At 45.6% G+C, this 17922-nt stretch carries 27 protein-coding genes and 1 pseudogene; 14 read left to right on the forward strand and 14 right to left on the reverse strand.

Annotation, left to right across the window (positions count from 1 at the left end; all coding sequences use genetic code 11):
* Positions 1-14 precede the first annotated feature (14 nt).
* Complete coding sequence (gene ffh, locus PJF56_RS09950; protein WP_283762515.1) at positions 15-1460, reverse strand: signal recognition particle protein; 1446 nt, start codon at positions 1458-1460, stop codon at positions 15-17.
* Between the two features lie 318 nt (positions 1461-1778).
* Here ffh and mrdA point away from each other — a divergent pair, with 318 nt between their 5' ends.
* On the forward strand, positions 1779-3572 hold the full coding sequence (mrdA, locus tag PJF56_RS09955) for a penicillin-binding protein 2 (RefSeq protein WP_283762516.1): 1794 nt from the start codon (positions 1779-1781) through the stop codon (positions 3570-3572).
* A gap of 154 nt (positions 3573-3726) precedes the next feature.
* Here mrdA and thyD read toward each other — a convergent pair whose 3' ends face one another.
* Entirely contained in the window at positions 3727-4635 is a 909-nt protein-coding gene (gene thyD, locus PJF56_RS09960; RefSeq protein WP_283762517.1) for a thylakoid membrane protein ThyD, read from the reverse strand.
* Between the two features lie 344 nt (positions 4636-4979).
* Here thyD and PJF56_RS09965 point away from each other — a divergent pair, with 344 nt between their 5' ends.
* Positions 4980-5129 carry a hypothetical protein gene (locus PJF56_RS09965; protein WP_283762518.1) on the forward strand — a complete coding sequence of 50 codons (150 nt, stop codon included), beginning with the start codon at positions 4980-4982 and terminating at the stop codon, positions 5127-5129.
* 75 nt (positions 5130-5204) lie between these two features.
* Here the strand turns inward: PJF56_RS09965 and PJF56_RS09970 are convergent, their stop codons facing one another.
* Positions 5205-7346, reverse strand: a complete 2142-nt coding sequence (locus PJF56_RS09970) for an S-layer homology domain-containing protein (protein WP_283762519.1) — start codon at positions 7344-7346, stop codon at positions 5205-5207.
* A gap of 176 nt (positions 7347-7522) precedes the next feature.
* On the opposite strand from PJF56_RS09970, the gene PJF56_RS09975 reads away from it, so the two are divergent.
* From PJF56_RS09975 to PJF56_RS09990, 4 genes are all read left to right on the forward strand, one after another.
* Positions 7523-7837: a hypothetical protein gene (locus PJF56_RS09975; protein WP_283762520.1), complete on the forward strand. Its 315-nt coding sequence runs from the start codon at positions 7523-7525 to the stop codon at positions 7835-7837.
* Between the two features lie 104 nt (positions 7838-7941).
* The gene (locus PJF56_RS09980; RefSeq protein WP_283762521.1) at positions 7942-8358 is read left to right on the forward strand and encodes a YtxH domain-containing protein; all 417 of its coding nucleotides are present in this window, start codon (positions 7942-7944) and stop codon (positions 8356-8358) included.
* Between the two features lie 56 nt (positions 8359-8414).
* Complete coding sequence (locus PJF56_RS09985; RefSeq protein ID WP_283762522.1) at positions 8415-8876, forward strand: hypothetical protein; 462 nt, start codon at positions 8415-8417, stop codon at positions 8874-8876.
* Positions 8877-9123: 247 nt separating this feature from the next.
* Entirely contained in the window at positions 9124-9387 is a 264-nt protein-coding gene (locus PJF56_RS09990) for a hypothetical protein (RefSeq protein ID WP_283762523.1), read from the forward strand.
* Positions 9388-9739: 352 nt separating this feature from the next.
* Here PJF56_RS09990 and vap15 (PJF56_RS09995) read toward each other — a convergent pair whose 3' ends face one another.
* The 3 genes from vap15 (PJF56_RS09995) to PJF56_RS10005 all read right to left on the reverse strand — a co-directional run bounded on the left by vap15 (PJF56_RS09995) (position 9740) and on the right by PJF56_RS10005 (position 10697).
* Positions 9740-9976, reverse strand: a complete 237-nt coding sequence (gene vap15 / locus PJF56_RS09995) for a type II toxin-antitoxin system VapB15 family antitoxin (protein WP_283762524.1) — start codon at positions 9974-9976, stop codon at positions 9740-9742.
* A 113-nt stretch (positions 9977-10089) separates the two neighbouring features.
* Positions 10090-10464 (reverse strand): DUF5615 family PIN-like protein, encoded by a 375-nt coding sequence (locus PJF56_RS10000; protein ID WP_283762525.1) that lies wholly within the window; start codon positions 10462-10464, stop codon positions 10090-10092.
* Entirely contained in the window at positions 10461-10697 is a 237-nt protein-coding gene (locus PJF56_RS10005) for a DUF433 domain-containing protein (RefSeq protein ID WP_283762526.1), read from the reverse strand. Before PJF56_RS10005 ends, PJF56_RS10000 begins: the two co-directional genes overlap by 4 nt.
* 141 nt (positions 10698-10838) lie before the next feature.
* On the opposite strand from PJF56_RS10005, the gene PJF56_RS10010 reads away from it, so the two are divergent.
* The 4 genes from PJF56_RS10010 (at position 10839) to PJF56_RS10025 (ending at position 12458) form a co-directional block, all read left to right on the forward strand.
* Positions 10839-11192 (forward strand): hypothetical protein, encoded by a 354-nt coding sequence (locus PJF56_RS10010; RefSeq protein ID WP_283762527.1) that lies wholly within the window; start codon positions 10839-10841, stop codon positions 11190-11192.
* Positions 11179-11568 (forward strand): type II toxin-antitoxin system VapC family toxin, encoded by a 390-nt coding sequence (locus PJF56_RS10015; protein ID WP_283762528.1) that lies wholly within the window; start codon positions 11179-11181, stop codon positions 11566-11568. The genes PJF56_RS10010 and PJF56_RS10015 overlap by 14 nt, the downstream gene beginning before the upstream one ends.
* A 190-nt stretch (positions 11569-11758) precedes the next feature.
* Positions 11759-12124 carry a type II toxin-antitoxin system RelE/ParE family toxin gene (locus tag PJF56_RS10020; RefSeq protein ID WP_283762529.1) on the forward strand — a complete coding sequence of 122 codons (366 nt, stop codon included), beginning with the start codon at positions 11759-11761 and terminating at the stop codon, positions 12122-12124.
* Between the two features lie 10 nt (positions 12125-12134).
* A complete protein-coding gene (locus PJF56_RS10025; RefSeq protein WP_283762530.1) occupies positions 12135-12458 on the forward strand; it encodes a helix-turn-helix domain-containing protein in 324 nt (107 codons plus the stop codon).
* A gap of 133 nt (positions 12459-12591) precedes the next feature.
* On the opposite strand, the gene PJF56_RS10030 is transcribed toward PJF56_RS10025, so the two are convergent.
* The 5 genes from PJF56_RS10030 to PJF56_RS10050 all read right to left on the reverse strand — a co-directional run bounded on the left by PJF56_RS10030 (position 12592) and on the right by PJF56_RS10050 (position 14020).
* Positions 12592-12807, reverse strand: coding sequence for a hypothetical protein (locus PJF56_RS10030; protein ID WP_283762531.1), 216 nt, complete (start codon positions 12805-12807; stop codon positions 12592-12594).
* 3 nt (positions 12808-12810) lie between these two features.
* Positions 12811-13041: a PIN domain-containing protein gene (locus tag PJF56_RS10035; protein ID WP_283762532.1), complete on the reverse strand. Its 231-nt coding sequence runs from the start codon at positions 13039-13041 to the stop codon at positions 12811-12813.
* 117 nt (positions 13042-13158) lie between these two features.
* Positions 13159-13575: a putative toxin-antitoxin system toxin component, PIN family gene (locus PJF56_RS10040; protein WP_283762533.1), complete on the reverse strand. Its 417-nt coding sequence runs from the start codon at positions 13573-13575 to the stop codon at positions 13159-13161.
* Entirely contained in the window at positions 13553-13789 is a 237-nt protein-coding gene (vap15, locus tag PJF56_RS10045) for a type II toxin-antitoxin system VapB15 family antitoxin (protein WP_283762534.1), read from the reverse strand. The genes PJF56_RS10040 and vap15 (PJF56_RS10045) overlap by 23 nt, the downstream gene beginning before the upstream one ends.
* A 36-nt stretch (positions 13790-13825) precedes the next feature.
* On the reverse strand, positions 13826-14020 hold the full coding sequence (locus PJF56_RS10050; RefSeq protein ID WP_283762535.1) for a hypothetical protein: 195 nt from the start codon (positions 14018-14020) through the stop codon (positions 13826-13828).
* A 237-nt stretch (positions 14021-14257) separates the two neighbouring features.
* Between PJF56_RS10050 and PJF56_RS10055 the strand changes: the two genes are divergently transcribed.
* The 3 genes from PJF56_RS10055 to PJF56_RS10065 are packed head-to-tail and all read left to right on the forward strand — an operon-like array spanning position 14258 to position 14987.
* Complete coding sequence (locus PJF56_RS10055; protein WP_283762536.1) at positions 14258-14482, forward strand: AbrB/MazE/SpoVT family DNA-binding domain-containing protein; 225 nt, start codon at positions 14258-14260, stop codon at positions 14480-14482.
* Positions 14479-14844, forward strand: a complete 366-nt coding sequence (locus tag PJF56_RS10060) for a type II toxin-antitoxin system VapC family toxin (RefSeq protein WP_283762537.1) — start codon at positions 14479-14481, stop codon at positions 14842-14844. The genes PJF56_RS10055 and PJF56_RS10060 overlap by 4 nt, the downstream gene beginning before the upstream one ends.
* 5 nt (positions 14845-14849) lie before the next feature.
* A complete protein-coding gene (locus PJF56_RS10065) occupies positions 14850-14987 on the forward strand; it encodes a PIN domain-containing protein (protein ID WP_283762538.1) in 138 nt (45 codons plus the stop codon).
* A 12-nt stretch (positions 14988-14999) separates the two neighbouring features.
* Here PJF56_RS10065 and PJF56_RS10070 read toward each other — a convergent pair whose 3' ends face one another.
* Entirely contained in the window at positions 15000-15755 is a 756-nt protein-coding gene (locus PJF56_RS10070; protein WP_283762539.1) for a GUN4 domain-containing protein, read from the reverse strand.
* A gap of 25 nt (positions 15756-15780) precedes the next feature.
* Positions 15781-16029 carry a hypothetical protein gene (locus tag PJF56_RS10075; protein WP_283762540.1) on the reverse strand — a complete coding sequence of 83 codons (249 nt, stop codon included), beginning with the start codon at positions 16027-16029 and terminating at the stop codon, positions 15781-15783.
* A 253-nt stretch (positions 16030-16282) separates the two neighbouring features.
* On the opposite strand from PJF56_RS10075, the pseudogene PJF56_RS22150 reads away from it, so the two are divergent.
* A pseudogene (locus tag PJF56_RS22150) lies at positions 16283-17607 on the forward strand (helix-turn-helix domain-containing protein).
* Here PJF56_RS22150 and PJF56_RS22155 read toward each other — a convergent pair.
* Complete coding sequence (locus PJF56_RS22155; protein WP_347179512.1) at positions 17588-17764, reverse strand: toxin-antitoxin system TumE family protein; 177 nt, start codon at positions 17762-17764, stop codon at positions 17588-17590. The pseudogene PJF56_RS22150 and the gene PJF56_RS22155 sit on opposite strands and share 20 nt — an antisense overlap.
* Positions 17765-17922: the final 158 nt, after the last annotated feature.

The raw sequence follows: 17922 nt of genomic DNA on the forward strand, positions 1-17922 counted from the left end.
CAACCTACAACTGTCTACAACTGTCCAAAACCCTTCTTCTTCTTTTTCTTCTTCTTCGGCGCTCCACCATAGCCTTGCCAACCCGGAGCCGGAGGTCGGCCGCCCCCAAACATTCCTGGGCCGCCACCGCCTCCAGGGAATCCTGCGGGTAACCCCGGAAACTGCCCCTGTCCCATCTGCTGCATCATCGATCGCATCTTTTGGAAATCACTCACCAGTTTACTCACATCTTTCTCCGAATGGCCCGACCCCTTGGCAATGCGTCGCCGACGACTCGGAGAACTCGACAACAGATCCGGATTCTTACGCTCTTCGGTCGTCATCGAACCAATCATCGCCTCCGATCGCTTCAACTGTACCTCACCCTGTTCCAACTGATCCGCATTCAACTTACCCATCCCTGGAATCATCTTCATCAGACCCCCCAGCGACCCCATACTCTTCATCAGCCGCGTCTGCTTCAGAAAATCCGTAAAATCAAACTGGGCCGAAAGAATCTTCTCCTGCATCTTGGCCGCATCGGCCAAATCCACCTCTTCCTGAGCCTTCTCCACCAGCGTCAGCACATCCCCCATGCCCAAAATCCGGGAAGCCATCCGATCCGGATAAAACGGTTGCAGAGCCTCCACCTTCTCCCCAACCCCAATAAACTTAATCGGTTGTCCCGAAATTCGCCGCACCGACAGAGCCGCACCCCCGCGACTATCCCCATCCATCTTCGTCAGAATCGCCCCCGTAATCCCAATCTGTTCGTGGAACGTATGGGTCAAATTTGCCGCCTCTTGCCCCATCATTGCATCCACCACCAACAGGGTCTCATGGGGATTCACTGCCGCCTTAATATCGGCCAACTCCGTCATCATATCGGCATCAATTTGCAGCCGACCCGCCGTATCAATAATGACCGTATCCGCACCATCCTCTCTCGCCGCTTCCACCCCTTGCCGGGCAATCTCCACCGGATTGGCATCCGACCCCAGCTCAAACACCGGCACATCAATCTGTTTACCCAAAGTAATCAACTGATCGATCGCCGCCGGACGATACACATCTGTTGCCACCAAATAACACGAGCGCTCCTGCTTCCGCAAATACAAGGCCAACTTCGCCGAAGCCGTCGTTTTCCCCGTTCCTTGCAACCCCGCCATCAATACCACCGTCAAACCGGGTTCAATGTGCGCTAGGGGGGCATTCTCTCCCCCCATCACCGCCACCAGCTCATCATGCACAATCTTGATAAACTGCTGATCCGGGCGCACCCCGCTCACCACTTCCGCCCCTTGGGCCTTGGATTCCACCTCAGCAATAAAATTCTTCACCACTTGCAGATTTACATCCGCTTCCAACAAGGCACGACGGACTTCCCGCAGGGCTTCCTTAATATTGGTCTGACTAATTTTGTCTTGTCCCCGGAGGCTTTTCCAGGCAGACTCTAGGCGATCGGCGAGGGCATCAAACATATACTAATGATCTATTCACTCAGGTTAAGCATTCAATTTAGGCGCGATGGAAACGCAATGCGCCCATAGCTGACCTGAGAGCATTTTAGCGGAGGGTTTGGTTGGCTTGCAATCGGGGCGATCGCCAATTTCTCCCAATCTCAGCATTCATATATCATAAAATAACTTATTTGTCAATATCAAAACCAGCAACTTTAAAAAAACCTTGGGATTTAGGTAAAATTGCTCTAAAATTAAACCCTAAAAACAAACCCTAAAAAACCTGTTAATCTGTAACTTCGGGTGCTTCCTATCCTAAACATTGAAGATCCAAACCCTATGCTCTTAACCAAGTCCCATGTCATTCCCACAACCCACACAACAGAACGCACCATTGGGCGTAACTACCAAGGGTTAATCCTCCTCCTCCTCATTACCCTCGGCTTGATAGGGGGGATTGGTACTCGGTTAGTACATCTGCAACTGATCCAAGGCAAAACCTACGAGCAAGAAGCCAAAAACAACCGGATTCGGGTGATTCCTAAACACCCCGGAAGAGGTAAAATTCTCGATCGCCATGGCAAAATTCTGGCCGGTAGTAGTCTGTCCCACTCCGTCTACCTTTGGCCCCTCGCCAGCCGGAAAACCGAATGGCCCACCACCCTCAAACGGCTCTCGGAAATCCTCAACATTCCTGAATCGGAAATCCAAAGCCGTCTCGATCAAGCCGAATATAGCTCTCCCTACTTGTTGCGGATTGCCAGAGGACTCACCCCCGAAGAAGTCACTGCCCTAGCCGAATATAGCCGGGAACTTGAAGGTATAGAAGTCGATGTGGAAGCAGCGCGAGAATATCCTTATAAAGAAGTCGCTTCCCATGTTTTAGGCTATACCGGAGAAATCAACGAAGAAGACTTAGAGAAAACAGAAAATGAAGGCTATCGCCTCGGCGATATTGTCGGGCAAATGGGCATTGAAGCCGCCCTAGAAGAAGAATTGCGGGGAGGATGGGGCGGTCGAGAAGTAGAAGTAGACAGCAAAGGGCAAGTGGTACGCATCCTCGACCATAAAGCCGCTCAAGCGGGGGATGATGTGCGCTTAACCCTGGATTTAGACCTGCAAATGGCGGCAGAAGCAGCACTAGGGAATACGAAAGGGGCGATCGTGGCCATGAATCCCCAAAATGGCGAAGTCCTAGCCATGGCTAGTAATCCCAAATTTGACCCCAACATCTTCTCTGGACGCATTAGCGAAGAACAATGGAAAGAAGTACAAGGTAAAGACCATCCCTTCGTTAACCGCGCCATACAAGGCTTTCCCCCCGCTTCTACCTTCAAAATTGTCACCACCGCAGCAGCGATCGAATCCGGGATCTTCTCCCCCTACACCGTTTTGGGAACCTATCCCTATGTTCAGGTTGGCGGAATTAAATTCTGGGACTGGAACCGGGCCGGGTTTGGGCCATTAGACTTCACAGGAGCCATGGCCTGGAGTAGTGATACCTTTTTCTATCAAATTGCCCAAGGCATTGGCGGCGAAATCCTAATTGACTGGACAAGACGATTTGGATTTGGGCGCAAAACAGGGATTGAACTACACCGAGAAGAAGCCGCCGGATTGGTCGCCGATGATGCTTGGAAGCGAGAAAATATCGGCTATGAGTGGTTTGCCGGAGATACGGTGAATATGTCGATTGGCCAAGGGTTTTTATTGTCTTCTCCTCTACAAGTCGCCGTTATGTTTGCAGTGGTGGCCAATGGGGGAGATTTAGTGAAACCTCACTTGGTGAAACAAGAGGGAGAAGACCATATTTGGCGCGAGTCTTTAGGTCTAAGTCCCATTACAGTTCAAATCTTGCAAGATGGCCTGCGTCAAGTGGTGAGTGCGGGAACGGGAGGGGTAATGAATAGCCTTTCGTTACCCATTAATGCGGGTAAGACGGGGACGGCTGAAGATCCCCCCCGTTTATCCCATGCTTGGTATGGGGGCTATGCTCCTTTAAACAATCCGGAAGTGGTAATTGTGGCGTTCGGGGAAAACTCTGGAGGAGGTGGCGGTAAATTTGCTGCGCCAAAAGTACGTCAGGTGATGCAAGCCTATTTTGAACTCAAGAAACAGCGTCAAGCCCAGTAATACCATTTCTATTTGATTTTGCCACAATTGAGCCGAAGTCTAATCCTTTGGCTTGGTTGGCTTTTTCGGCTGCTTGTTTGGCCTGTTCTAGTAGGGTTTACCTATTACCCATTACCCATTACCCATTACCCATTACCGCGCGAAGCGCTGTAAGCTATTTCAGCACTTTTTCTAAAGAATCTTTCAAAGTTGAGTATTTAAACTCAAACCCAGCATCTAAGGTTTTCTTCGGTAAAACTTTTTGCCCTTCTAGCACCACTTTCGCCCCATCTCCTAAAAGCGCATCTAAAACAAAACTGGGTACAGGTAGCCAACTGGGTCGATTGAGAATATTGCCCAGGGTTGCAGCCAGATCGTTCATCCGCACTGGGTTAGGTGCAGTGGCGTTAAATGGGCCTTGCATTTGGGGTTGACGCAGAGCAACACCAATTAAACTCACCAGGTCATCAATATCGATCCAAGAGAACCACTGTTGACCGCTACCAATGGGCCCACCTGCAAACATCTTAAAGGGGGGAATCATTTTGGCAACGGCTCCCCCATCTCCTACGACAATGCCAAATCGCAAGATCGCACACCTGACTCCATATTGGCTCACTGCTTGGGCGCTCTGTTCCCATTCCACACACAACTGGCCGAGAAAATCATTTCCAGCTCCAGAGCTTTCATCAAACTCAGCCGTTTCACTGGTTCCGTAATAGCCAACGGCCGAAGTGTTCACCAACACTTGGGGTTTGGGGTCAGCCATGGCAATGGCTTCCACCAATTTTTGTGTCCCCAAAATCCGACTATCGCGCAAGATTTGTTTACGCTGTGGAGTCCATCGTTCTTCGGCAATGGGTGCGCCCGCTAAATTCACTACGGCATCACATCCAGCAATTTTACCTTGCCATGGGCCCCCCTCGGTCACCGAATACCCCACAATTTCCACCCCAGAGGGCCAGATGCGTTTGGCTTTATCCGGATTCCGAGTTAATACTAAAACTTGCTCTTTTTCAGCCATCAGCCGTTGGACTAGGGCTAGTCCTACAAATCCGGTTGCCCCTGTAATTGCTATTTTCATAGGATTCAATGCACAATTAATAAAACTTCACAATTTCCTGGTTGTAGTTATTGTAGTTCAACCCGCGCAAATGTTGAAGAGTTCGACAGAATAAATACAGTTTAAAATGCGTAATTTTAAGGTTACCGATCGCCTCGCGAATGGGGAAGAGTGTCCCAAAGTTGTAGAATAATTTTAAGGAAGAGATAAAGTTTAGCCAAATTGAACACCCGTAAAATATCGGAAGACAGGAGCCGATTTACGGTTTAAAATAAGAGTTACTATATGTAAATAACTGAAAGAATTTCAGTTTTTAGCGCAGGAGTGAGAGAGCAAAACGATAAAAATCTAGGGGAGCCGACCTTATGAACTCTACACTTAAGATTCATCCAATATCAATTTTATGTTTATTATCCGCGATCGCCGGTCTCTGCTGGCTTGTACCCATCAACCCGCCAGCAGTAGAGGCGAATGACTCTTCTACTCCCATCAGTTATTTGGCGTTTGGCCGGTGATCTGGGAGAGGGAGATAGGGTAATGGGGAGATCGTCAATTACCCATTACCCATTACCCATTACCCATTACCCATTCTAAGTAGATGCCACCTGACTTGAGGTAATGGCGCTCACCCGTCCAGCATCGACTAAAGCTTGATAAATCATGGCTGCGGTTTCGGCGCGGGTTGCTTCATCATTGGGTCGCAAGCGATTAGCATTAGGATAGTTAACCACTAATAACTTTTGCAAAGCTCTGGCGATCGCCCCTTGTGCATAGCTCGGAATCTGATCCCGGTCTTCAAAAATACTCAACGCAGCCGAGTCACCAACGCCCAAATCCAAACCATTCACCAGAGAAACCAACACATCCGAGCGTTTCACATTAGCGCTCGGATTAAACGTATCGGCGGAAACTCCGGATAAAAAGCCCGCTCGATAGGCTTGTTGAATCGCATCAGCGGCCCAAAAATCGGCCGCCACATCCTTAAAGTTGACCGGATCGCGTTTGGGTTGAGGATTAAACACTTTCACCAATAGAGCCGCATATTGGGCGCGATTAATGGAACTATCGGGCCGGAATGTGCCATCTTGAAAGCCGCTAATTAAATCTTGCTCTAGCAATCCAGTCACAAAGGGGCCAGCCCAGTGACCGACTAAATCGGTAAAGGAATCGGTGGTACTCGAAGAACTGCCGGTTCCGGGGACAATATAGCGAGAATTAATCGGATCGGCTTCTCCGGTTGCGACTAAGGACTGATAGAGAATAGCGGCCATTTCTGCACGGGTGATGTCTCGTCGGGGATTGAGTAATCCCAGGTCGGGATAATTGACAATCATGCCTTTAACGGTTGCCGTAGCCACTTTGGTGGTGGCGTAATTGGGAATATAAGTGCGATCGCGGAACACAAATAAGGCGCTACTATCGCCCCCGGTTAACTCTAGCCCACTAATTAAGGCTACAATGGCTTCCGTGCGGGTTAAATTCCGACTGGGGCGAAATGTACCATCGGGATAACCGGATAAAAAGCCCATGCGTGAAGTTTTGGCGATCGCTGCTGCTCCCCAAAACCGACTAGAAATATCCAAAAAGGCGATCGCCGGCCGTTTAAAAGGCAAATTAAACGCCTTAGCCAACAAAGCCGCATACTCAGCACGGGTGAGATTATTATTAGGGCGGAATGTACCATCGGGGAATCCACTAATCACCCCTTTACTGACTAAGGTTTCAATAAATTCTTGTGCCCAATGACCGGCAACATCTCGCAATTGTACGGGTGTGGGAGTCGGGGTGGGAGTCGGGGTTGGGGTCGGTGTCGGTGTTGGACTCGGCCCAGGGGTTGGCGTGGGAGTCGGTGGAGGAGTAATCACATCACTAGCAATAAACTCAATTAACCCTTTCACCCGATTGGGATTCAGTTGATTTCCCGCAGAAATTATCGTCGTAGAAGTAGCATTTTGCAGATCGTATCCCCCATTGCCCTGAAACGTATTACCGCCAGGATCTTGAGCGCTCCCCAAATCGGGAACCGATTGGGAAATCACCGTTAAACCATCTTCGGTATTATTTTCAATCACATTTTGCCGCAGAACTGGACGAGAGCGATTAGAGGCTACAATCCCCGCCCGATTATTACTAATGCGATTACTAATAATCACCGGTGCAGCATCATCACTGACGGCAATCCCATACCCCGTTTGTTCGCAGACATTACTGCGAATTTCCCCCTTAGAATTTTTGGCCATGGAAATGCCATTGGCATCATTCAACCGGAATAGATTGCCCTCAATTAAAGGATTGGCGCTTCCTGTGGCAAATACCCCTTCCCGCTTGGATTGAGTAAACGTATTATTGGCGATCGTTGGGGCGGCTGATTCAATCCAAACGGCGGTTCCACGGCTGAGGGGATTGGTTACACTTACCCCCCGTAATTGGGAATTGGTGTTGAGTCTGAGGGTAATATTTTGACCGGCAAATGTGGGACTAATATAATTGCCACCCCCATTAATGGTAATGCCTTGGCCTTTGTTTCCTTCATTGCCTACAATGGCCACGCCAGAAGGAACCGTCAGGGGAAATATTTCCCCACTGGTGCTATTGTAAGTCCCTGCTGCCAGTTGAATGGTGGTTCCAGAGGGCACATTTTGCAGAGCGCGACTAATGGTTTTGAACGGAGCAGTCGATGCACCAGAATTGCCATCATTACCCGTTGCGGGGTTGACATACAGAATGCTCATAGGTGTCAGGTTAAAGAGTACAGTTAAGAAGTACAGACAACCCTATCGAGGAATCGTCTGGGGTGAATATGGCCATTCTACAGGGGCGATCGCGCTTTAGGGTTGGAAAATTAGGGTATAGGTGCGTACTCTTGCCCATGGTGAAGCGAAAGAAGATCATTTCAATTTAATCCAAAATGGTGACTACTGTTATTTGTCTCAATTTACTGATTTCTGTCTTTTGTCTGTGGTTGGCTTGGCGCATTGGGCGACTGAGGAAGCGATTAGCCCGGATTGCCGATGTTTTGATTATGGCAGAAAAGCGCACCGATCGCGTTCTCTTTGATGCCCCTAATCAAATTATCCGAGGACAACGGGGAACTCGGTGGGCACGACAACGGTATGCTCTGTTGGCTCAACAATGGGCACAGGTGGAAAGATTGTTATCTATTTTAAGCTTAGTTCTGGGAATTTGGCGCAGACGCTCTAGACATCAGCGCCAGGTTAGGTAAGATATGGGGTAAGTCAATGAGCGTACTTGTGGCTCTCATCCCAGGTGATGCACAGTAATGGCTCGTGGAACATGGTTTACTCTGATGAGGATACTGGCAAGGATATGTCTAACAAGCAATCGGGACGGTTTATTGGGGGTTTGTTGTTGGGGACAGCAGTGGGAGTGGTGACGGGAATTTTGATGGCTCCCCGTAGCGGACAACAAACTCGGAAGATTTTGAAAAAGTCGGTTGCTGCACTACCAGATTTAGCCGAAGATATTTCGACAAGTGTGCAGTTTCAGGCCGATCGCCTGGGAGAGTCTACTAAAGATGGTTGGGAAGATACCCTGATTCGACTGCGGGAGGCGATCGCTGCTGGAGTGGAAGCAGGGTTGCGCGAGCAAGAAGGTCGATCCATGGCCTCTCGTCCGTTGCATAATGAAGAAGAGAGTGTAGATCCCGATCCAGATGAGTCTTTTACCCAGGAATTTAAGTCCTCAGAAGGCTCAACTTATAATAATTCCCTGGATTTACCATAGCTTGAGATTTATTTGCCTATTGCCTTTTGCCTTTTTCCTATTGCCTTTTTTTATTTGTGATCGACCCCCTGTTTTGGTTAGGATTATCTATTCTTCTAGTAGCGGTTAGCTTAACAGCCGTATTGATTGTTGCAGTGCCAGCCGTCAAAGAATTGGCTAGAGCGGCTCGTTCTGCGGAAAAATTGTTTGATACTCTGAGCCGGGAATTGCCCCCAACTCTAGAATCTATCCGCTTAACGGGAATTGAAATTAGTGACTTAACGGATGATGTGTCTCAGGGAGTTCAACGAGCCTCGAAAGTAGCCAAACAACTGGATCGGGGCATAGAAACTGCCCGCGAACAAGCTAAAGGGGTACAAGGGACAACCCGCAGTGTGTTTACGGGGCTGAAAGTGGCTTGGAAACGATTCAAACAACCCAACAGTTCTAGTAAAGCAGATGATGCGATCGCCAACACAGATCGCCCCTCCCTCCCCTCAAGCGACAATCAACGCTATGGAAGCACTCGACGCAAATGACGAATCAGAAACTAGGGGTTAAGATTGAGCGCGATCGCTCGTTGCCGATGGAACGAGAGCCAATAGAATGAAAATTTTGCTAGATACGGATATTTGTATTTACACTATCGCCACCCGCGCCAAGAAACCAGGTTTCTGATTTGACCTCGATAGGAGGCAGCATCCCCAGGGAGAAACCCGGTTTCTAAATCTTATGACGGATCAGAAACTAGGGGTTAAGATAGGATCAAGTGAATTGAGTACAACTATGTCAAACTATACGATCGCTTTATCTGAGGAAACTTACCACTCCCTGCTAGAAGTTGTCGAAAAACAAGGCATGACTCCTGAAGCTTGGATAGTGGCTCAACTTCCTAAACCCCAGCCGGAAGAGCCACCTTTATGGGAAAAAATAGATGATTTAATTGGGGCTATTGAGAGTAGCGCAGAGCCTCATCATGAGTTTACGCCAACTGATTTTGGGGAACAGATTGCCAGAAAATTATCTAAACAAGGACTACACAGACCATGATTTTAGTTGACACCGGGCCTCTCATTGCTCTAATTGATAAAAGCCAGGGAGAAGTCCATGTTCGATGTGTGGCAACTTACAAAACCCTAACTGAGCCTCTCTTAACAACATGGCCTTGTTTTACTGAAGCAATGTATTTCTTATTAGAATTACGAGGTTGGTCAGCACAAGCAATCTTATGGAATTTCATCAAGAGAAAAGCTTTATTTCTTTGGAGAAACCCGGTTTCTAAATCCTCGCTAAAAAATCCTGGTAAGTTATAATTTTTGTACCGGCAAATTCCCCTAAAGTTAATAAATCTGCATCTCCTGTAATCAGGAAACTAATCCAAAGATTAGTATCGATAATAACTTTAACGGGCTGATTGTTGAGCATAGATTTCACTTCTTACTGCTTCAACTTCTTGAGTGATTGTATCTAGGGATAGTTCATCCGTTTTGAAAGACTCTAAAAGAGCAGTTAATTTACTATCTAACAATTCTCTAGCCAGTTCTTGACTTAATTGTAGTTTTTCGGGTTCGGGAAGTTGTTTGACCAAGGTTAAAACTTGCTCAAAGTTGAGGGAGAGTTGATATTGAGTTGGAGTCATAGTTTCCGAGGATGGAGGGTACAGCCATATTCTAACTCAAGCGATCGCCACCCGCGCAAAGAAACCGGGTTTCTGAGGGAAGCGGCGATCGCTCCTCACGTCAGTTCATAACTTCATCGAATTGGCAGCTTACGAATACGCACCGAATCATCATTAATCGTAACTGCCGCACCTTCTGTGAGTTCTGTTTCCACAGTAGGTAAAACATCTAGGAGTTTTTGAGTGACTAAATCGGGTTTTACAGAAGACAACCGTAATGTTATTAGGCTAGGGAGTCCGTAGTTGCCGAGAGCAACCAGCATAGAAAAATCTAAGTCTTGGGTTAAAATCACTCTATCTTGTACCCTCGCCAGTTCCAAAATCTCGGCATCAGCAGCAGTCGCAGGTAATAAATCTGTGGTGCGTACTATGTCGTAGCCCTGTGCTTTTAAGGCTGCAACTGTCACAGGAGAAATATGAACATCGGCAATTAAACGTAGATGACTCATGCTGAAGTCAAGGGAACAACGCGATCGGATACTGCCCAGGCTGCATAATTGAGAGCCTGACGAATGTCTTCTTCTTCTAGTTCTGGATATGACTCTAAAATGTCTGGAACAGATAACTGACTAGCGAGTAGCTTGAGGACAAATTCTACAGTGATCCGCATTCCCCGAATCGTTGGTTGTCCAAGGCACACTTCTGGGTTGATAGTAATACGATCTAGATCGGCGATCGCCATGGGACTCCCTCCAGTATATTGAGGTTTCCTCTATTGTGGCATAGAGGCGATCGCCACCCGCGCAAAGAAACCCGGTTTCTAGACCCTATGGCGAATCAGAACCTAGGGGTTAAGATAGGATTGAGCGAATTGAGTATAATTATGTCAAACTATACGATCGCCTTATCTGAGGAAACTTACCACTCCCTGCTAGAAGTTGCCGAAAAACAAGGTGTGACTCCTGAAGCTTGGATAGTGGCTCAACTTCCTAAACCACAGCCGGAAGAGCCTTGGCAGGTGATGTTTGATGCTCTTCAGGAATTCCCAGAGGATCTTCAGATTGAGCGCGATCGCGACCTGAGCAAGTTACAACAACAAAAACTCAAGATCTTTCCAGAAACCACTTTGAATAAAGTCGCAGGATGTCTCAAATACGAAGGAATTCCGAAAACGCTTGACGAGTTAGAAGACGCTATTCGTCAAGGGATTGAGGAACAAGGGAATGATATCAATTGATACTAATATTGTTGTCCGGATTTTGACTCAGGATGATGAACAGCAATATCAAAAGAGTCTGGAGTTACTTCAAAACAACGACGTTTTTATTCCAGACACTGTGATTCTTGAAACGGAATGGGTACTGCGTTTTGCATATAAATTTAATCCGATCCAAATTTGTCAAGCCTTGCGTTATCTTTTGGGCTTACCGAATGTCTATCTAGCCGATCCCGATCTAATTGCCAAAGCATTAGAATGGCATGAAAACGGGTTGGATTTTGCTGATGCCTTGCATCTGAGTAAAAGCCAAAATTGTCAACGTTTGTACAGCTTTGACAGAAAGTTTTTGAAGAAAGCAACCGGATTAACTGATTGTGAGGTTCAGGAGCCTTAAGAATATTCCTCTGTTATCCCCTATTCTACCTCCCTACAGGCGATCGCCACCCGCGCAGAGAAACCGGGTTTCTGGTTTGACCTCGATAGGAGGCAGCATCCCCAGGGAGAAACCCGGTTTCTAGACCCTATGACGAATCAGAACCTAGGGGTATTGGGGCTGAAGACGCTATTCGTCAAGGAATTGAGGAATGAGTGAACACCTAAAACCAGTTGAGTGGGTTGGCAGTTCTCTTGAGGACTTAAAAGACTTCCCAGAAGAGGTTCGGCAAGCGGTTGGGTATGCCCTATATCTAGCTCAATGTGGTGAAAAACATCCATCTGCCAAACCCCTCAAAGGCTTTAAGGGGGCTGGGGTGCTGGAAGTAGTTGAAGATTTTGATGGAGACACTTATCGAGCAGTTTATACCTTAAAATTAGCGGGTGTGGTCTATGTCCTCCATGCGTTTCAAAAGAAGTCAAAACAAGGAATTGCAACGCCTAAGCAGGATATTGAGTTGATCGAGTCTAGGCTTAAACGCGCTAAAGAACATTATTCAGAACATTACACAAATTAGTAGGAAGACTATGAATAAACCCATCGAAATCAAAACCGGAAGTGGCAACATATTTGCAGATTTAGAGTTAGAAAACTCTGAGGAATTACTGGTTAAGGCAGAATTAGCGCACAGAATTAGTAGTATTATCGCTGGCCAAAATATGACTCAAGCTGAAGTAGCAAAGTTGCTAGGGATCGATCGGTCTAAAGTGTCAGCATTAGTCAATGGAAAGCTATCCGGTTTTTCTGCAACCCGGTTATTTCGGTTTTTAAATACATTGGGTCAGGATGTGGAAATCGTAGTGAAACCCAAGTCTTGCACAGAAGCTCAGACACGGGTTGTGGCGTTGTAGGCGATCGCCACCCGCGCAAAGAAACCGGGTTTCTGGCTCAACCTCGATAGGAGGCAGCATCCCTAGGAGCAACCCGGTTTCTAGACCCTATGACGAATCAGAACCTAGGGGTTAAGATTGAGCGCGATCCCTTCTAACTAGGGCTGGTTTCCTTTGCTTTATCACCAACCAAGCGTTGACTCCAACGGGTTTTTAGACCCGGTTGGCGCGACAAAGTGACCACTTCTCTGCCCCTTTCTTCTTGTTTTTTGCGTAAGTCTTCAAATATAGCATTCAAATCATAGTTGAAAGACTTGGCATAGGCTTCACGAATTTGGTGAATTTCTTCTACAATTTCATCTTTCCACATCGACTAATCTCCCATCAGTTCATTGGGGGTACAGAGAACGGGCAGCACATAGCCAAAATCTAAACTAATTTCTGCTAGTTTTCCTTGAATTTGGGCGTTGGCAATATGTTTACAGTTCCAGGTTAACAAATAATCCAAGCCGTGAACTGTTGCGGCAGCGATAATCAAGTTTTTGGTCGATCTAGCAGTGAGATACCCTAAAATGCTGGTTTCGATGTAAACCGTTTCACTCATATCGATAAAGGTTAACTCACTCTATTGTGGCATAGAGGCGATCGCCACCCGCGCAAAGAAACCGGGTTTCTGGTTCGACCTCAATAGGAGGCAGCATCCCCAGGAGAAACCCGGTTTCTAAATCCTCGCTAAAAAATCCTGGTAAGTTATAATTTTTGTACCGGCAAATTCCCCTAAAGTTAATAAATCTGCATCTCCTGTAATCAGGAAATCGGCTTGACTATCTTGAGCTAATGCTAACAAAAAATTATCTTTGGCATCCCGACAAACAGAAACTTCTGATACAATGTCTATAGATACGCCAATAATCCCTAAAAACTCTAGCAGTTCTTGAACCTTCTCTGCTGAAAAATATTTTTGCAGTTTTGGTCTTTGCGTCACCCGATTAATTTCTTCTTTGATTTGCTCGCACAAGACTACTTCAATGCTCTGACTGACGAGTAATTCTTTGAGATTCCCTAATTCCTTGCCAATCAGGAAACTAATCCAAAGATTAGTATCGATAATAACTTTAACGGGCTGATTGTTGAGCATAGATTTCACTTCTTACAGCTTCAACCTCTTGAGTAATTGTCTCTAGGGATAGTTCATCCGTTTTGAAAGACTCTAAAAGGGCAGTTAATTTACTATCTAACAATTCTCTAGCCAGTTCTTGACTTAATTGTAGTTTTTCGGGTTCGGGGAGTTGTTTGACTAAGGTTAAAACTTGCTCAAAGTTGAGGGAGAGTTGATATTGAGTTGGAGTCATAGTTTCGGAGGATGGAGGGTACAACTATATTCTAACTCAAGCGATCGCATCGCCTCGGCGAATGGCTTGCCCTAATGCGAGGATTTCTTCAAAAGCCGGTTCATCTTTGAAAGAGCCGCTAATTTGCTCTAACCAGTTGAGCGATTTTGGATGGTCAATCTGTTGTTGAATTTGAGCAATAGCTGCTTCTACTGCTGCCATGCCCTCTTCTAGTGAAGTGTTGCTTGTCATGGATTGGGAAAAGTAGGGTTTCGCTCCTATTGTAGTGCAAGGCTTGACTCTTTGATAAAGAGGCTTTTGAAGTCATCCCTTGAGTTGAAATCTGGCGATCGCCACCCGCGCAAAGAAACCGGGTTTCTGGTTTGACCTCGATAGGAGACAGCATCCCTAGGACAAACCCGGTTTCTAAATCCTATGACGAATCAGAACCTAGGGGTTAAGATGGAATTGAGCGAATTGAGTACAACTATGTCAAACTATACGATTACTTTATCTGAGAAAACTTACTACTCCCTGCTAGAAGTTGTCGAAAAACAAGGCTTAACTCCTGAAGCTTGGATAGTGGCTCAACTTCCCAAGCCACAGCCGGAAGACCCTTGGCAGGTGATGTTTGATGCTCTTCAGGAATTCCCAGAGGATCTTCAGATTGAGCGCGATCGCTCGTTGCCGATGGAACGAGAGCCAATAGAATGAAAATTTTGCTAGATACGGATATTTGTATTTACACTATTAACCGTAAGAACCCCAAACTGTTGGAACGGTTACGCTCTTATTCCATTGGTGAAGTGGGGATATCAGCAATTACTTATGCCGAGCTACGTTTTGGAGTTGAAAATAGTGGCCGTGCCCAAGAAAATATTGACCGATTAGAACGTTTTCTACTGCCTCTGGAAATTGTCCCATTTGATGAAGCAGCAGGAGTTTGTTATGGACGAGTAAGGACTGAACTTAAAAGAACCGGCTTGATGATTGGCAACAATGATCTGTTGATTGCCAGCCATGCTTTGAGTTTAAATTTGGCGATCGCCACCCGTGCAGAGAAACCCAGTTTCTAGACCCTATGACGAATCAGAAGCTAGAAGTTAAGAGGGGACTCAGGGCTGAACTTAAACGAACCGGCTTGATGATTGGCAACAACGATCTGTTGATTGCCAGCCATGCCTTGAGTTTAAATGTGGCGATCGCGTTCATACAATGAAATTAAACTTTTTTAATCAATAACACTCCCACGCAATAATTTTCTCCACAAGAAAAAAGATATAGGACTACAAAAGAAATTATTTGAAAGACTGCATGGGAACATGCCTACAATATCGGGATTCAGATCTTTAGATTCAATGCAAAGTCTCACTGATGGGTAATGAGGAACATTTTGTCGAACCATCCAATTAAGTTCTAGCAATAATTTTTTTTCGTACTTTTCTACATAATCAAGAAATTGAATATCATACCAAAGCTTGACTTGACTGGCTTTCACTTTCGATCCATCATTGAGTGTGAATTCATCATTTCTAATGCTTCTATTGCTTGTTATTTCATATTGTTTGTAAATGGAAGCTTGAACAGAAAATCCGAATCTACCTTGACTATATTTAGTCCAAATATTATCTATTGCTTGTAGTTTATCCATCGGAAATTTTTCAATTTCTTCTGTACTGAAATGCTCCGTAGATCCTAGATTCATATCTATCCCTAACTTCTGTTGTCTTCTATTTATAGTCTCATACAGAAACTTCCCAACTGGAAATTGTTTTCTAAGCGATGGAGAAACACAAGGTATTCCTTTGCAGTCTCGATAAATAATTATCGCAAGTATCCGACGGGTTGCATGATTAGCACCTTCCCAGTCACCAGAACGTAGTTGACTCTCTAGTTTTACTAAGCTTTCTTGCCTGTCATACTCCCACTTGCAAGAAATCAAAAACCATCCAGATGCAATGAATAATAGGAATATCAGAAATGTCATCGAATTTACCTCATAATTTCTACAGTCAACTATACCTACCCAAATCGTAGCGATTCTGAATCGCCGCTATCACACTGGGGTTGTTATGGTAGGTTGTGCCATCAGGAGCGACATAATTGCCACTTGAATTGACTCGAAACTTTGTCAATACAGTTGTAGCTGTGTTTTTGAAGTACAAATCTTTAGTGTTTCTGTAAAAAACTTCATATTGACCATTTTTTCCTGTAATGTAGCCAACCACAGTGCGATCGCCCGAAGCCGAGTAAGTTGTCATAATATTTCCTCCGTCAAATTCAAAAAGTCCAATCCTAATTAAGTTAGTCAGGATAGGATTTACTTATTTACTCATATTATGTCAACTTACTTTTCCCTTTGCCAACCCTATAATAATTGGATTTAGGGGGGGATTTACAACAGTATTAAAAGCAAAAAAATGGGAAAACATGGAATTTTGTAGCAAAATGGGGGAAACTGTGGGATAATGGGGGGGTAAAAGTACACAAAACTACAACCTAAATTGAGCGGATATGGAGATTCAAGACGCTTTGCGGTGGACGGATGAGTTTATTTTTGCCACAACAGGGCAGCATCTGGACTCCCTGCAACGAGCTATTTTAGAAGGTGTATGGGAACACAAGGGATATAAGGATATTGCCGAGGAATACCACTGTAGCAACGATCATGTGAGAAAGTCGGCATCGGAATTATGGAAACTATTGTCGGATATGTTGGGAGAGGAGGTGAAAAAGAAGAATGTGCGATCGCTCATTGAAAGTCAGCTATTCTCTTATTACGACGATGCAGTACATATTGGCAATAACATAAATATCTGTAACGACCTATACAACCATCCAAAAAAAAACGATCGCCCTCCACCCCCAGCAGCACATCAGAACCGCGCCACAACCTCACTCAAGCACCCGAATATCCGAACCTCCACAACCGCACCGCAGAACTCGCTACCCTCAAGCAATGGATACTCCAAGAAAATAGCCGCATTATTACCTTAACCGGACTCTCTGGAATCGGCAAAACCGCCCTTGCCAGACAACTGGTAGAAGACATCAAAGACAACTTCGAGCTTACTCTGTGGTGCAGTCATCGCCAATTTCCCACCCTCAATACCCTAAAAACCACCCTCCTAGAATTTCTCGCATCATCTTCATCCAACCAAAACCCAGTTATTTTGGAGTCTCTCAGAAATCACCCTTGCTTAATCATCCTCGATGACTTCCACGAAACCTTAACCCCTGGGGAATTTGTCAGTAACTATCGCCCAGAATACCAAACTTATGGTCAATTGCTCCAAGACATCGGACAACTTCCCCACAACAGTTGTCTCGTTTTAATCAGTTGGGAACAACCCCTAGAAATTGCCACCCTAGAAACCGAAAATCCCTACTGTAAAACCTTCCCCGTACCCGGATTAGGCAATTTAGCCACTCAACTACTCCAGCAAAGACAACTGAAAGATCCCAAAAGATGGTTAGATCTCATCCAAATTTACAACGGCAACCCTTTATGGCTGAAGATTATCGCTGCTACAATTCTCGATTTATTTAACGGCAGCGTGCAACAATTCCTCTCCTATCCCACCCTTTTTTTAGGCGATTTAGAACCCATCCTTAAACAACATTATCAACGAATTTCAGAATCGGAAAAAATCCTGCTGCACTGGTTAGCGAACCAAGAGCAACCGGTAGAGATTAGCCAGAAACCGCCAGAGTTGTTATCCGACGCAGATTTCTTAAAAGCGATACAATCTTTACACAAAAGAAGTTTACTGGAAAAATCCTCAGTTTTAACTTTGCAACCGGCGATTAAACAATATGTCAAAAATCAGATTCCATAAAATCTATGAATTCTAAGATACTTCTAGATTGACCTGGCTCTACATTACTTTCTGAGCCAATATGAATATGATGGGGAAAATTGGGCAAATCTGGAAAATCCTTGACCCTATCCCAGCGTTTTTTCAGAATTTCCTTAATTAAAAATGTAGGGAGCAAGATGCTCCCACTCCAGTAATACAGCGTTTTTCGATGTTATGAGGTACAGTAATCGAAATGTTCCTTGAGAGTGTTGTCCCATGAAAAGCCTGAAGAATGGGCACTCTAGCGTAAAAAATGGTTTTCCCATTACCCATTACCCATTACCCATTACCGCG

Source organism: Roseofilum halophilum BLCC-M91 (assembly GCF_030068445.1).
Lineage (GTDB): Bacteria > Cyanobacteriota > Cyanobacteriia > Cyanobacteriales > Desertifilaceae > Roseofilum > Roseofilum halophilum.

Bases quoted from the DNA above. Each gene is read 5' to 3' on its own strand.
- PJF56_RS09970 (WP_283762519.1), bottom strand. From the start codon at position 7,346: ATGAGCATTCTGTATGTCAACCCCGCAACGGGTAATGATGGCAATTCT.
- PJF56_RS10005 (WP_283762526.1), bottom strand. From the start codon at position 10,697: ATGGCGATCGCCGATCTAGATCGTATTACTATCAACCCAGAAGTGTGC.
- PJF56_RS09990 (WP_283762523.1), top strand. From the start codon at position 9,124: ATGTCAAACTATACGATCGCTTTATCTGAGGAAACTTACCACTCCCTG.
- PJF56_RS10010 (WP_283762527.1), top strand. From the start codon at position 10,839: ATGTCAAACTATACGATCGCCTTATCTGAGGAAACTTACCACTCCCTG.
- PJF56_RS10030 (WP_283762531.1), bottom strand. From the start codon at position 12,807: ATGTGGAAAGATGAAATTGTAGAAGAAATTCACCAAATTCGTGAAGCC.
- PJF56_RS10025 (WP_283762530.1), top strand. From the start codon at position 12,135: ATGAATAAACCCATCGAAATCAAAACCGGAAGTGGCAACATATTTGCA.
- ffh (WP_283762515.1), bottom strand. From the start codon at position 1,460: ATGTTTGATGCCCTCGCCGATCGCCTAGAGTCTGCCTGGAAAAGCCTC.
- PJF56_RS10040 (WP_283762533.1), bottom strand. From the start codon at position 13,575: ATGCTCAACAATCAGCCCGTTAAAGTTATTATCGATACTAATCTTTGG.
- PJF56_RS10015 (WP_283762528.1), top strand. From the start codon at position 11,179: ATGATATCAATTGATACTAATATTGTTGTCCGGATTTTGACTCAGGAT.
- PJF56_RS10055 (WP_283762536.1), top strand. From the start codon at position 14,258: ATGTCAAACTATACGATTACTTTATCTGAGAAAACTTACTACTCCCTG.
- PJF56_RS10000 (WP_283762525.1), bottom strand. From the start codon at position 10,464: ATGAGTCATCTACGTTTAATTGCCGATGTTCATATTTCTCCTGTGACA.
- PJF56_RS10050 (WP_283762535.1), bottom strand. From the start codon at position 14,020: ATGACAAGCAACACTTCACTAGAAGAGGGCATGGCAGCAGTAGAAGCA.
- PJF56_RS10070 (WP_283762539.1), bottom strand. From the start codon at position 15,755: ATGACATTTCTGATATTCCTATTATTCATTGCATCTGGATGGTTTTTG.
- PJF56_RS09975 (WP_283762520.1), top strand. From the start codon at position 7,523: ATGGTGACTACTGTTATTTGTCTCAATTTACTGATTTCTGTCTTTTGT.
- thyD (WP_283762517.1), bottom strand. From the start codon at position 4,635: ATGAAAATAGCAATTACAGGGGCAACCGGATTTGTAGGACTAGCCCTA.
- PJF56_RS10020 (WP_283762529.1), top strand. From the start codon at position 11,759: ATGAGTGAACACCTAAAACCAGTTGAGTGGGTTGGCAGTTCTCTTGAG.
- mrdA (WP_283762516.1), top strand. From the start codon at position 1,779: ATGCTCTTAACCAAGTCCCATGTCATTCCCACAACCCACACAACAGAA.
- PJF56_RS10065 (WP_283762538.1), top strand. From the start codon at position 14,850: ATGACGAATCAGAAGCTAGAAGTTAAGAGGGGACTCAGGGCTGAACTT.
- PJF56_RS09980 (WP_283762521.1), top strand. From the start codon at position 7,942: ATGTCTAACAAGCAATCGGGACGGTTTATTGGGGGTTTGTTGTTGGGG.
- PJF56_RS10060 (WP_283762537.1), top strand. From the start codon at position 14,479: ATGAAAATTTTGCTAGATACGGATATTTGTATTTACACTATTAACCGT.
- vap15 (WP_283762524.1), bottom strand. From the start codon at position 9,976: ATGACTCCAACTCAATATCAACTCTCCCTCAACTTTGAGCAAGTTTTA.
- vap15 (WP_283762534.1), bottom strand. From the start codon at position 13,789: ATGACTCCAACTCAATATCAACTCTCCCTCAACTTTGAGCAAGTTTTA.
- PJF56_RS10035 (WP_283762532.1), bottom strand. From the start codon at position 13,041: ATGAGTGAAACGGTTTACATCGAAACCAGCATTTTAGGGTATCTCACT.
- PJF56_RS09965 (WP_283762518.1), top strand. From the start codon at position 4,980: ATGAACTCTACACTTAAGATTCATCCAATATCAATTTTATGTTTATTA.
- PJF56_RS10075 (WP_283762540.1), bottom strand. From the start codon at position 16,029: ATGACAACTTACTCGGCTTCGGGCGATCGCACTGTGGTTGGCTACATT.